The sequence below is a fragment of the Hwanghaeella sp. genome (assembly GCF_965227365.1).
Taxonomy (GTDB): Bacteria; Pseudomonadota; Alphaproteobacteria; order UBA8366; family Aestuariispiraceae; genus Hwanghaeella.
The window spans coordinates 4,814,774-4,826,886 of the sequence record NZ_OZ245754.1; the positions used below are offsets into that span (position 1 = coordinate 4,814,774).

At 59.8% G+C, this 12,113-nt stretch carries 11 protein-coding genes; 4 read left to right on the forward strand and 7 right to left on the reverse strand.

From position 1 onward, the window contains the following. Positions 1–10: 10 nt before the first annotated feature. Positions 11–2,347, reverse strand: coding sequence for an ATP-binding protein (locus ACQK2G_RS22060; protein WP_425407194.1), 2,337 nt, complete (start codon positions 2,345–2,347; stop codon positions 11–13). A gap of 207 nt (positions 2,348–2,554) precedes the next feature. After that, on the reverse strand, positions 2,555–3,850 hold the full coding sequence (gene ahcY, locus ACQK2G_RS22065; RefSeq protein WP_425407195.1) for an adenosylhomocysteinase: 1,296 nt from the start codon (positions 3,848–3,850) through the stop codon (positions 2,555–2,557). A 386-nt stretch (positions 3,851–4,236) separates the two neighbouring features. On the opposite strand from ahcY, the gene ACQK2G_RS22070 reads away from it, so the two are divergent. Further along, positions 4,237–5,328 (forward strand): OmpA family protein, encoded by a 1,092-nt coding sequence (locus ACQK2G_RS22070; protein ID WP_425407196.1) that lies wholly within the window; start codon positions 4,237–4,239, stop codon positions 5,326–5,328. Positions 5,329–5,437: 109 nt separating this feature from the next. Here ACQK2G_RS22070 and ACQK2G_RS22075 read toward each other — a convergent pair whose 3' ends face one another. The 3 genes from ACQK2G_RS22075 to rlmN all read right to left on the reverse strand — a co-directional run bounded on the left by ACQK2G_RS22075 (position 5,438) and on the right by rlmN (position 8,956). Then, positions 5,438–6,475 (reverse strand): EAL domain-containing protein, encoded by a 1,038-nt coding sequence (locus ACQK2G_RS22075; protein ID WP_425407197.1) that lies wholly within the window; start codon positions 6,473–6,475, stop codon positions 5,438–5,440. Positions 6,476–6,662: 187 nt separating this feature from the next. Next, positions 6,663–7,610 (reverse strand): EAL domain-containing protein, encoded by a 948-nt coding sequence (locus ACQK2G_RS22080; RefSeq protein ID WP_425407198.1) that lies wholly within the window; start codon positions 7,608–7,610, stop codon positions 6,663–6,665. 179 nt (positions 7,611–7,789) lie between these two features. Beyond that, complete coding sequence (gene rlmN / locus ACQK2G_RS22085; protein ID WP_425407689.1) at positions 7,790–8,956, reverse strand: 23S rRNA (adenine(2503)-C(2))-methyltransferase RlmN; 1,167 nt, start codon at positions 8,954–8,956, stop codon at positions 7,790–7,792. 180 nt (positions 8,957–9,136) lie between these two features. Here rlmN and ACQK2G_RS22090 point away from each other — a divergent pair, with 180 nt between their 5' ends. After that, entirely contained in the window at positions 9,137–9,352 is a 216-nt protein-coding gene (locus tag ACQK2G_RS22090; protein ID WP_425407199.1) for a hypothetical protein, read from the forward strand. A gap of 30 nt (positions 9,353–9,382) precedes the next feature. Here ACQK2G_RS22090 and ACQK2G_RS22095 read toward each other — a convergent pair whose 3' ends face one another. Next, positions 9,383–9,955 (reverse strand): invasion associated locus B family protein, encoded by a 573-nt coding sequence (locus ACQK2G_RS22095; protein ID WP_425407200.1) that lies wholly within the window; start codon positions 9,953–9,955, stop codon positions 9,383–9,385. A gap of 251 nt (positions 9,956–10,206) precedes the next feature. Here ACQK2G_RS22095 and ACQK2G_RS22100 point away from each other — a divergent pair, with 251 nt between their 5' ends. Next, positions 10,207–10,767 (forward strand): sigma-70 family RNA polymerase sigma factor, encoded by a 561-nt coding sequence (locus tag ACQK2G_RS22100; RefSeq protein WP_425407201.1) that lies wholly within the window; start codon positions 10,207–10,209, stop codon positions 10,765–10,767. Next, entirely contained in the window at positions 10,764–11,483 is a 720-nt protein-coding gene (locus tag ACQK2G_RS22105) for a ChrR family anti-sigma-E factor (RefSeq protein WP_425407202.1), read from the forward strand. The genes ACQK2G_RS22100 and ACQK2G_RS22105 overlap by 4 nt, the downstream gene beginning before the upstream one ends. 14 nt (positions 11,484–11,497) lie before the next feature. Here ACQK2G_RS22105 and ACQK2G_RS22110 read toward each other — a convergent pair whose 3' ends face one another. Then, positions 11,498–12,040: an RNA methyltransferase gene (locus ACQK2G_RS22110; protein WP_425407203.1), complete on the reverse strand. Its 543-nt coding sequence runs from the start codon at positions 12,038–12,040 to the stop codon at positions 11,498–11,500. Positions 12,041–12,113 lie beyond the last annotated feature (73 nt).

A 12,113-nucleotide genomic window follows, 5' to 3' on the forward strand; every position in this document is an offset into this window, starting at 1 on the left:
CGGCCGGGTTTCAGCTGCCGCCGATCGTGGTGTCGAGCCGTGCGCTCCGGCGCGGCTTCACCGGGATAAAACACGTGGCCGAGGTGCCGCCGACGGAAGAGCCCCCGAGGACGATCCTGCCGCCATGCAGTTCTATCAGACTCTTTGACAGGGCGAGCCCAAGTCCCGCGCCGGATTGTTTCGTGCCGCTGGACGCTTGCACGAAGCTTTCGAAGACACGCTCGCGGTCTTCCTCGGAAATGCCGCCGCCGGTATCCTCGATCACCACGCGGATCTCCGGAACGCCGGTCTCAGGCGGCAGCGCGCGGACCTCGACCGTGCCCCCTTCCGGCGTGAATTTGATGGCATTGCTGAGAAGGTTGGAAAGCACCTGGCGGATGCGTCCCGTGTCGCAGGCCGCCAAGAGCGGCATGCCCGCGATGTCCTTCGAGATTACGATCGACTTTTCTTCCGCCGCGCCCCGTGCCGTTTGGACCAGTTCGGCAACGATCGTCGCTACATCCGCTTCCTGAATATCCAATTGCATGAAACCTGCCTGAATGGTGGCCAGATCCAGAATGTCGCCAACCATCCGGGCAAGATGCTGCGACGCTTCCAGGACATTCGTGATGTAATCGGCCTGACGCTTGTTCAACTCGCCCGCAAGGCCGTTTTGCAGAATTTCGGTAAACCCGATAATCGTGTTCAGAGGTGTCCGCAGTTCATAGGACATGTTTGAAATGAAGCGCGATTTCAGAAGGTCCGCGTTCTCAAGCGCGGCATTGCGTTCTTCCAGGGCGCGCTGAACGCGCAGACTGTCTGTCACGTCCAGGTAAAGCATCAGGCACTGGCCGTCGGGCAGGGGGACTTCGACCCGATCGATGATCCTCTCATCGGTGAATTCGTAGCGACCGGCATCCGGTTTCGGTTCGGTGATCGCCAGGATGGTGTCGCGCTTGAACTGATCCCAATCCGCCTCTCGTGGAATCAGGGGTCGAACCTTTTCGAGCAGTTGCGAAACATGCGGCGACCCCTTCAAATCGGCGTCACGCAGCTTCCAGATTTCCTGATAGGCACGATTGTGAAGGCGCAATCGTCCGTCCCGGCTGAACACGGCGAAACCTTCGTAAAGATTGTTCAGTGTGGCCTGCTGGACCTGGGTCAGGGTGTTGTAGGACCGTTCCAGCGCGAGCCTGTCCGTGACGTCCTCGAACTGGAAGAACAGGCCGCCCTTCGGATGAGGTGAGATCAAAAGCCGTATCGATCTCTCATCCGGCAGGTGCATCAATTCTTCACGTGTTTCCACAACAGATGTAAAAAGCTCTACCCGGGCCCGAAGTTCGGCTCGCTGGTCCACGGTTTCCGGCATTTGACGGCGGTCGTAAAGAACACCGAGAACCTCTTCGAAACCGGGCTGAGAATCGAGGAATTCGGTCTCCAACCCCCAAAGCCGCGCATAGGCGGAGTTGTAGAAGTTGAGCCGCCGGTCTGGCCCGAAGATCGCCACGGCGGTCAGCAGGTTCTCCAGGATGGCGTCCTGGACCGCGATATTCTCCGCGAGCGAGGTTTGCATCGCTTCCAGGCTGGTCTGGTTTTCCCCGAAACCGATCACGGTGCCGTCTTCGTCCAACCGCTGCTCGACGAAATCGTATAGCTGCCGTGTCCCGTTGATCACCACATGGTGGCTTTCCGATTGCGGCGTCGACCGGCTCAAGGCCCGACGGGCGAGGCTCGTACCTTCTTCGCCGACCAGGCCGGTCATCAGGTCGCGGTTGGACCCCGGGATATCGGCGCTTTCGCCGAGTCCGATCGCAGCCGCATAGACCTTGTTGCCGCCCGCGACTTTCAGCGTTTTCGGATTTCGCCACCAAACCGGCAGCGGAAGTTTGTCCAAGATCCCCTCGATCTTGGCGTGGGCCTGATGGGCGGACCGCGCATCGTCCTGCGCGGCGATCTCGGCGGATCTGTCGTCGAAACGCAGCATCACGCCGCCGCCAAGGGGAAAGCCCGTCAACGTCACATCGGTCAACTGCGGGCCGGCCTTGATGTTTTCCTTCAAGGCGGTGCCTGATCGGCGCAAATCCTCCAGAAGGGCATGCAGTGTTCTGCCGCCTGCCTCCAGTTCGGGGGCGGAGAGGCACGAACACAAATCCATCAAGGTGTCGAATCGGTCCCTGTCCAGAAGGCTGGCGGCCGCTCGATTGGCCCGTATCTTATTGTCCAGGATGATGATGGCCGGGGAGGGCTCGCTGGCCAGATAAGCGCCCATGCCAATGGACCGGCGCTGTCGCCACCATGCGATTGAAAACCCGATCAGGCCCCCAAGCGCAGTACCGGCCAAAGCCGTAATGGTGAAGTCCCCCGCCATTCAGGTTGCGCTCTCCCCAATGCCCTTCGGCAGTCGTTATACCCTTGCATATGCCATGAGGGGAGGTGATCGGGCAACGGTAAGGGTGCCGCGGACGGGCCGGGACGCAAACAGCCGGTCCGCCATTGGCCAAAAAAAACACGGCCGGAAAACGATCCGGCCGTGTCTGAAACTGCGCGGTCCGTCGGGCCGGCATGCAGGTCGATATCAATACCGGTATGTATCCGGCTTGAAGGGACCTTCCACACCGACGCCGATATACGAAGCCTGCTTTTCGGACAGTTTGGTCAGCATGGCGCCGACCTTGGCCAGATGCAGCGCGGCGACCTTCTCGTCCAGATGCTTCGGCAGGACATAGACCTTGTTTTCGTAGTTTGCGGCGTTGTTCCACAACTCGATCTGGGCCAGCACCTGGTTGGTGAAGGACGCGCTCATCACGAAGCTGGGGTGACCGGTCGCGCAACCCAGGTTCACCAGGCGGCCTTCGGCCAGGACGATGATCTTCTTGCCGTCTGGGAATTCGACTTCGTCGACCTGCGGCTTGATATTGTCCCACTTGAAGTTCTTCAGCGCGCCGATCTGAATTTCGCTGTCGAAATGGCCAATGTTACAGACGATGGCACGGTCCTTCATATCCCGCATATGGTCGACCGTTATGACGTCCACATTGCCGGTGGCGGTGACGAAGATATCGGCGCGCGGCGCAGCATCTTCCATGGTGACGACTTCATAGCCTTCCATGGCGGCCTGCAGGGCGCAGATCGGGTCGGCTTCGGTGACCAGAACCCGGCAGCCGGCGTTGCGCAGGCTGTCGGCGGAACCCTTGCCGACATCGCCGAAGCCGCAAACCGTGGCGACCTTACCGGCCATCATCACGTCGGTGGCGCGGCGGATGGCATCAACCAGGCTTTCCCGGCAGCCATACTTGTTGTCGAACTTGGACTTGGTGACGCTGTCGTTCACGTTGATTGCCGGCACTTTCAGCGTACCGTTCTTGGCCATCTCATAAAGGCGGTGAACGCCGGTCGTCGTTTCTTCGGAAAGGCCGCGGACGTCGTCCAGCAATTCGGGACGATTTTCGTGCATGCGCACGGTCAGATCGCCGCCATCGTCCAGGATCATATTCGGAACCCAGCCGTTCGGGCCTTCGATCGTCATGTCGATCGCCCACCAGAACTCTTCCTCGCTCATGCCCTTCCAGGCGAAGACCGGCACGCCGGTGGCCGCGATGGCGGCGGCCGCGTGGTCCTGGGTGGAGAAGATGTTGCAAGAAGACCAGCGCACTTCCGCGCCCAGCGCGGTCAGCGTTTCGATCAGAACCGCGGTCTGGATCGTCATGTGAAGGCAGCCGGCGATGCGCGCGCCTTTCAACGGCTGAGACGCGCCGAATTCTTCCCGCAGGGCCATCAGGCCCGGCATTTCGGTTTCCGCAATCTCAATTTCCTTCCGGCCCCAATCAGCCAGACTAATGTCTTTTACCTTGAAGTCGCCTTCAGCGCTCATCCAAATTCTCCTGAAATCCGCATATACCGGCCGAAAAAGCGCGCATACCGCGCCATACGAGCCGCATGGCTATGACCTAATTGCCGCGCGGGGTATAGCAAGGCCTTCTTTTGACAACAAGGTGCAAGGCGATCCCGCCGGCGGACCGCCCAGTGTGGCGGCCGAATGCGGGTGTGATCTAGATGCAACAGCTTGAATCTATCGCGTGGGCAGGGGCCGGCCGGCCATCGTGAACCTCGACAACCATTAGATATTCTGCGAATAAAACAGCAGTAATTTGGAGGCACTGGGCCCGTTGCGGCGCAGTGCGATTGCCGCCGTATCGGTTCAGTCCCGGGCAATGCCCCTGAAGACCAAGCACGGCGGCCTATTCTCGGATGGGAACAATGGCACTATCAGACTTCACCAGCCGGTTGCGGTCCGGCATTGCGGCCACCGCAATGCTCGCTGCCGGGGCGGTCTTTGCCTTGCCGGTAACGGACGCTGCGGCGCAGTGGTATGTGGAAGGCCAGGGCGGGATCAATATTCCCGAGGACAGCGACCTGGACGGCACCGGTTTCGACGTGGACGCGGATATCGATTCCGGTTTCGTCGGCTTGGTCACGATCGGTCACGACTACGAAGGTCTCTTCCGCGTCGGTGGTGAATTCGGCTATCGCGAAGGCGATGTCGATCAGGTCGGGGGCGTATCCGCCACCGGCGATGTCGATGTCCTGTCCGCGATGTTGAACGTCTTCCTGGATTTCGATGTCGGTCAGCCGGCGTTGAAGCCCTTCATCGGCGCCGGTATCGGTGTCGCCCAGGTTGATGCCGAAGGGGTTAATCCCGTCAACGGCATAACCATGGACGACTCGGATGTCGGTCTGGCCGGGCAGTTGATGGCCGGCTTGGCCTACCGCGTTGCGGACAACCTGGATCTGACGGGTACCTACAACCTGTTCTACGTTCCGGATGTCGAATTCGGCCTGAACAACGGCACGGACGTCGATTCCAACTATCTGTCGCACAGCATCCTGATCGGCCTTCGCTATACCTTCGCGCCGCCGCCGCCGCCGCCGGTTGAAAAACCCGCCGCGCAGCCGGTCGCGCAGAAGCCCCCGCCCCCGCCGCCGCCACCCCCACCGCCGGCCCCGGAACCGGAGCCGATCGTGCGGAACTTCATCGTGTTCTTCGACTGGGATAAGTCGGATATCACGGCGGAAGCGCGGAGCATTCTCAGCCAGGCCTACGACTATGCCCAAAAGGGCGGTGTCGCGCGGATCATCGCGACGGGCCATGCCGATACCTCAGGCAGCCAGACCTATAACCAAGGCCTCAGCGAACGCCGTGCCGCGGCGGTCAAGAACGTCCTGGTCAATATGGGCTTCGCGGCCAGCGGTATCGTGACTGCGGCAAAGGGTGAAACGGAACCGCTGGTTCCGACCGGTGACGGGGTTCGCGAACCTCAGAACCGTCGGGTGGAGATCGTCCTCCAGTAACCGTGGTTCACTTGAATCAGGGAAAAGCCCGGGCCAAAAGGTCCGGGCTTTTTTTTGTCGCAGTCGGAAGGCCTTTGAAGCGTGAAGAGAGATCGTGGCTCTTGCCGGCTTAAGTGTCCTTCTGGCCGATCGGGGCGGGACGGCCCAGGTGATATCCCTGGAAATAGTCGGCGCCGAGTTTGCGAATATGGTCCAGGGTACGTTGGTCCTCGATCCCCTCGGCAATGGTCTTGATGCCGTTCAACTGGGCGATCGATACCGTTTCAAGGACGAATTGAGACTTCATCGCGTCTTCGACGGCGTCCATCACCAGCAGCTTGTCCAGCTTGATGTATTCCGGTCGAAGCCGGATGACCGCTTCGATATTGTTAAAACCGGTCCCGAAATCGTCCAGCGCGATGGCGAAACCCTCGCCGCGAAATTGATCGATCAAGGCGCGGAGATACTCGAAATCGGTGATCTTGTCGGTCTCTACCACTTCGAACACGATGCGCTTCGGATCGAAACCGGCATCGCGAACCGCCGCGAAGGTATCCTTAAGGGAAAACCGGGTATCGTAGACGGAAGACGGCAGGAAGTTTATGAAGATCGCCCCGTCCGCTGGAATACGCGCGCCGGTTCGTATTGCCGCCAACCGCGCGGCTTGGTCCAGACGAGCGCGCAAGCTCGTTGTCGCCGCGGCTTCCAACATTCGGCCCGGCAGAACGGCGTTGCCGTGAACATCCATCCCGCGCATCAGCATTTCATGGGCGAACGGGTTTCCGGACCGATCGACGATCGGTTGGCCGACCGAATAGAACCGGCCATGATCCAACAGTTCCACCAGCCAATGACCGCGAATCTCGTTCATCAAAGTCTGTAACGACCGGGCGCGCCGCACGTCCGCGGGAGATGGTGCCGTTCCGGCGATATCGACGATGACCGTGTCCGAGAGTTGCTGCGGCGTCAGTTCCGCGCCCAGGCGGACATGATTTTCACAAAAGAAATGTGTCGGAAACAGCAAGGCGCCATAGTCCTGGCGTCCGAAAGGCGCGCCGGTCGCCGGCATTAACTCCAATAATTTCGTCTCGGTATGCTGCTCGGCCGGATAGACCACAATGTGACCCGCGGCGTGTGCGGCGTCGGCGCAGAAGACGCATGCCATCATCAATTTTCCCGTGCAACCAACAAAAAGTAGTCGTCCCCGGGTTTCGTTCTATTGGCCCAATCGTTGGCAAAAGGTTAAGAAAAAACCTCGAATACAAGGCAATTCCCAAAAAGGGATGCGCGACGGTGCACCTATACCGTTACGGGTATTTCTCTAATGTTTTCTTGGGTTTGCCCGTATACCGGCTCTATTCGACCGGGGCGGGTCTTCCGAGGTGATATCCTTGGAACAGTGTCACGCCCAGACCGCGAACGTGATCCAAGGTCTCTTGGTTTTCTATGCCTTCTGCGATGGTCTTGATGCCATTCAACTGCGCGACGGAGGCCAGTTCGAGTATGAACTGCGTTTTGAGGCCATCGTTGGGCGAGTCCGTCACCAGAACCTTGTCGAGTTTGATGTATTCGGGCCGCAGACGAATCACGGTCTCGATATTGTTGAATCCGGTGCCGAAGTCATCCAAGGCGACGGAGAAACCTTCTTGCCTGTAGCGGGCGATGATGGAAGCCAAGTGATCGAAATCGCCGATCTTGTCGGTTTCGACGACCTCGAAAATTAGTCTCCCGGGATCAATTTCCGCGTGGCGTGCGGCGGCGAAAGTCGTCTCCAGGCAAAATTGCGGATCGTATACGGAGGACGGCAGAAAATTGATGAAGATGTTGGTATCAACCGGAAGCGCTTTTCCGGAACCGACCGCCGCAACCCGGGCGGCCCGGTCCAGTTTGGCGCGAAGCGCGGGCGTGGCGGCTGCTTTCAGCATCCGGTCCGGAAAAATCGTCGACCCGTCGTCATCCCGCCCACGCATCAGCATTTCGTGTCCGTAGACGCGGCCGTGCCTGTCTACGATAGGCTGAGCATGACAAAAGAGCGACTTCTTGTTCAGCAGATCCGCCAACCATTCCCCTTTGATGCCGTTCAGGATCATTATCAGGGGCTGGGCGCGGCCGACATCCGCGGCACCGGGCGCAGTTTCGTCGATGTCGACGCCGATCGAATCGTTCAATTGCGGGGTGGTCAGGTTTTCGGCAATCAGATCCGCGTGTTGCCGAACCAATTCGGTGGGAAACAGCAATGCACCGTATTCCGTTCGACCGTATGGAGACCCGACGGTGGGAAGGGTCTCAAACAACCGTTCCACAGCGTGCGTTTCCGAAGGATAAATCGCGATATGGCTTTTCAGGCCATCTGCGGCTCCGCCGCAAAGGGGGCATGACATGTTATTCGACCGTCATCTCACTTGAACGATGCCGCAGGATACCGACCCGCGGGATCATACTGCGTTCAAATTCTTAATGATTCATTGCTTAACGCAGCGGGTCAGGCAGAAATCCCGACGGCGGCTTCTTTTTCGGCCTGGATGGCTTCCATCTGCATCCGTTCGCGTTTTCCGATCCGTTGGCTTTCCGACTTCAACTGTCCGCATGCCGCCAGGATGTCGCGCCCGCGGGGCGTCCGGATCGGCGCGGAATAACCGGCATTCCAGATTACATCGGCGAATTTCTTGATCTGTGCGTCGGTCGAACAGTCGTAGGGGCTGCCGGGCCAGGGGTTGAACGGGATCAGATTGATCTTGCTCGGAATCCCTTTGATCAGGCGCAGCAATTCCTTGGCGTCGGCGACGGAATCGTTGACGCCTTTCAGCATCACATATTCCCAGGTGACCCGCTTGGCGTTGGACAGGCCTGGATAGGCGCGTACCGCGGCCATCAATTCCTTCAGCGGGTATTTCCGGTTGATCGGCACGATCTCATTCCGCAGCTCGTCGTTGACGGCGTGTAGGGAAATGGCCAGCAGGACGTCCGTTTCCTGCCCGACACGCTCGATCTCCGGGACGACGCCAGAGGTGGAAAGCGTGATCCGGCGCTTGGAAAGCGAAATGCCCTCGCCGTCCATGATGATCTTCATAGCCTTGATCACGTTGTCCGTGTTGTAGAGCGGCTCGCCCATTCCCATGAAGACGATATTGGTCAGGCGTCGTTTATCCGAGGTGACCGTCCAATCGCCCAGCGTGTCACGGGCCAGCATGACCTGGGCAACGATATCGGCAGGCGTCAGGTTGCGAACCATGCGCTGTGTGCCGGTATGGCAGAACTTGCAGGTAAGGGTGCATCCGACCTGGCTGGAAACGCAGAGCGTGCCGCGATCGTCGTCGGGGATATAAACGGTTTCCGCCTCGTTCCCGTCGTCGTAACGCAGCAACCATTTCTGGGTACCGTCGGAGGAAACCTGATGGGCCGTCACTTCCGGCCGGTGCATCCGAAAACTTTCCGCCAGCTTGGCGCGCAACGGCTTGGCCATATTCGTCATGCCGTCGAATTCGGTCACACCGCGGTTGTAGATCCATTGAAACAGTTGTTTGGCGCGGAAGGCCGGCTCGCCCATTTCGCTCAGGAACGCATTCATGTCGTCCCGATCCATGCCGATCAGGTTCGGGCGCGTATCGGCGCCGGACGTGTCTTTCGACGCCAACGCGCCGCCGGGCATGAAGTCCTCGAGTTGCGCTGCCTCGCCCGCCTGAAATTGCGGCGCAGCAGGTGTTGATGCGTTCATATCGCTTTTCCTTGAAATCGGTCCCTGTCATATAGGGAATATGGGGTGGCTGTAAACTCGTGCCGGGTTCACCCGCCCTATATGCATTCAGTACCGGTACCAGGGAGAAATCGAATGGCCTTCGAAGATCTGCAGGCGGAAATTGGGCTCTTGTTGACCCAGTTGGAGGGTGAGCAGGGCGACAACCACGAAATTTACCTTCGAATCCGCCAGATGCTCGACACGATGAAGGCGGAAGGCCTGCCTTTGCCGGACGATCTGGTCAGACTCGAACAGATGCTTGAGGAAGAGTTCACTTCGGGCACCGAGGACGAAGACACCGGGAACTGAAGTGCCGGCCCATCCGGGAATTGGGGTCCGTTACTTCGGACAGGCGCCGTCTAGTGCCTTGGTCGCGGCGGTGACGCCGGAGAGTGAATAGGTATCGATCGTCCGTGTGCCGCGGGTCGAAACACCACGGACAACCATCCGGTTGCCGCGGCGCATGGCGGCCGCGATCTTGGGGTCGTCGGCTTCATCCGCGAAAGCGGCTTCACCCTCGGCGATCAGGCGGAATTTCTCGTTGCCGATCTGAAGCGAAACCTCTTCGCCGCTGTTCAACGGATAACCCATCTGGAAACTGACCGCGGACCAGCTCTTCAAGGCTGGGCGATGCGTGATGAAGGCATAGATGTCGCCCCGGCGCACATTCGATGGCTCGCTTTTGATCGGGCGGGACCACATGTTGCAAACCTTGCCTTCCGGCTCCTGATAACTGTGCGCCTTCCAATCGTTATACGCGCCCAGGACGACATCCTGCGCCGAACCGGGCTGTGCTGTGCTGATAAAAGCAAAACCGGCCAGAAGCCCAACAATCAGATTGCGGCGTGTCGCGGTTCCACGAAATCCGCCAGAAAGATTTTTAAGAAAGGTTTTGGACTCAAAGGCTTGCATCGTATGTCTTTCCTAGGATTGATTTACGGGCGCGCCTGACCGGCTGGCGATACGTCTTTGTGATCCAGATGGGAATCATCGGCGTATCTTCAAGCATGGAATGTTCAGGCGCAACCGCGGTGGCGGAGCCGCCTCCCCGGAATCATTTGACGAGCACTCAATGTGATTCTGGGCCGGCGGTCGAGAAAATTGAACGAAAGGTCCGGCGGCCGAAACGGTCGGCCGGCCCGGATGCTTGCAGGAACGCGCCCTTGGACGCAGTCACGCCTGAAGACCACAAGCAGTTGATGGCCCGCATAGCGTCGTCACGCGACAAGGCTGCGTTCGCGGCGCTTTTCGGCCATTTCGGCCCGCGGGTAAAGGCGTATTTGATGCGCAGCGGATCGGCACCCGACAGCGCCGAGGAACTGGCCCAGGAAGCCATGGTCATGGTGTGGCGCAAGGCCGAGAGTTTCGATCCGTCACAGGCATCGGTCTCGACCTGGATATTCACCATCGCCCGAAACAAGCGGATCGACGCGTATCGGCGCATGAACCGGCCGGAATTGGACGAGAACGACCCGGCCCTGGTGCCGGATGCACCGACCGCGCCGGACGACGCCTATGCCGACGGCGAGGTATCGCAGGCGATCCGCGCGGCGGTCGAGACCCTGCCGGAGGAGCAGGCGGAAATGCTGAGAAAGGCTTTTTTCGAGGATAAGGCTCATAGTGAAATCGCGGCGGAAACGGGGCTTCCCCTTGGCACCGTGAAGTCGCGCCTGCGCTTGGCCATCGGCCGGATGCGCAAGCAGTTGAAGGAGTTTGAAGAATGAATGTTGTTTCGGCGCAGGGCCTCTCGGGACCGCTTCCGCAACATCATCTTAGTGACGATCTGTTGGCCGCTTATGCGGCAGGATCGCTTGATGAGGCCTCCAGCCTGTTCGTGGCGAGCCATTTGACTCTCTGCCCGACCTGTCGGCATCGGGCGTCGATGCTGGATGACGTCGGCGGCGTGTTGCTGGAGGATATTGCACCCGTGGCAATGTCCGCGGGCGCGCTGGACGCGGTTTTGAACCGTGCGGACGGCTTCGCGGACTCCGCGATGAACAAGGCTGCCAATGACGAGCCGGTCTCGCTGGCCGATCACCGGGAAACCGTTTCGGGCAAAGACCTTCCCGCCCCGATGCGGCGTTACTACGGCTGTGACCTGGATGGGATCGTCTGGAAGCGGCAAGGCGGTGGCGTATCCGTTGCCTCGGTGCCGGGACTTCGGGACGGCAGCCATGCCTTCATGCTGAAAGTGGAAGCCGGCCGCGCCGTGCCGCAGCATACCCATGGCGGCAATGAATTGGTCATGGTGCTGAAGGGCGCTTATAGCGATGCCGCCGGGCGGTTCGGTCGCGGCGACGTCGAATTGGCTGACGGCGATATCGATCATCAACCGAAGGCGGAAGCGGGCGAAGACTGTATCTGTCTGGCGGTGACCGACGCGCCCTTGCGGTTTACCGGCCGGATGGGCTGGCTGTTGAACATCTTCGTGAAGATGTAGACGCGCCGCCGTCCTCACGCTTCCTGTTTCGCGGTGCGGATCTTGCGGCGCCTGTTCGATACGGGCGCCACGAAATCCTCCGTCGGGCCGCCGGCTCGCACAGGCCGGTCCGGCCGGCGGCCGCGACTGATCAGCCGGTCATACATGATCAAGGCGCCGGCGACGCTGACATTGACGCAGAATTTGGTCGGTATCTTCACGACAAAATCGCAGCGATCGACGATCTGGGGCGACAGAGACCCGGCTTCCGGACCCATGATATAGGCGGCCCGTTCCGGGTGCCGGAAGCTGGGCAGGTCGATGACGTCATCCATTAATTCCACGCCGACAAGACTGCAGGTCCGCGGCAGCATGATCTCCTCCGCCGAGTCGAAGGTATAGAAGGGAACATGTTCGGACGTCTTCGACGTGTCCGTCTGGTTGAGGGCGCGCAGGCTGATCTCCGGGGCGACGGCGAATACGAAACTGGCGCCGAAGGCGTGGGCCGTGCGCGTCAGGGCGCCGACATTACGGGGCTTGGAAATATTCTCGACCCCGATTCCGAAATAGCCGCGCATCCGGTCCTCCACAGAAATCCATCACAATTTTCCGCCCCTGTTCTTGCATCCGCTTGCGCCGGGGGGCAAGTTC

What these genes read in the sequence shown, in the direction of transcription:
- ACQK2G_RS22060 (WP_425407194.1), bottom strand. Translation starts at nt 2,347, where the DNA reads ATGGCGGGGGACTTCACCATTACGGCTTTGGCCGGTACTGCGCTTGGG.
- ahcY (WP_425407195.1), bottom strand. Translation starts at nt 3,850, where the DNA reads ATGAGCGCTGAAGGCGACTTCAAGGTAAAAGACATTAGTCTGGCTGAT.
- ACQK2G_RS22070 (WP_425407196.1), top strand. Translation starts at nt 4,237, where the DNA reads ATGGCACTATCAGACTTCACCAGCCGGTTGCGGTCCGGCATTGCGGCC.
- ACQK2G_RS22075 (WP_425407197.1), bottom strand. Translation starts at nt 6,475, where the DNA reads ATGATGGCATGCGTCTTCTGCGCCGACGCCGCACACGCCGCGGGTCAC.
- rlmN (WP_425407689.1), bottom strand. Translation starts at nt 8,956, where the DNA reads ATGCCCGGCGGCGCGTTGGCGTCGAAAGACACGTCCGGCGCCGATACG.
- ACQK2G_RS22090 (WP_425407199.1), top strand. Translation starts at nt 9,137, where the DNA reads ATGGCCTTCGAAGATCTGCAGGCGGAAATTGGGCTCTTGTTGACCCAG.
- ACQK2G_RS22095 (WP_425407200.1), bottom strand. Translation starts at nt 9,955, where the DNA reads ATGCAAGCCTTTGAGTCCAAAACCTTTCTTAAAAATCTTTCTGGCGGA.
- ACQK2G_RS22105 (WP_425407202.1), top strand. Translation starts at nt 10,764, where the DNA reads ATGAATGTTGTTTCGGCGCAGGGCCTCTCGGGACCGCTTCCGCAACAT.
- ACQK2G_RS22110 (WP_425407203.1), bottom strand. Translation starts at nt 12,040, where the DNA reads ATGCGCGGCTATTTCGGAATCGGGGTCGAGAATATTTCCAAGCCCCGT.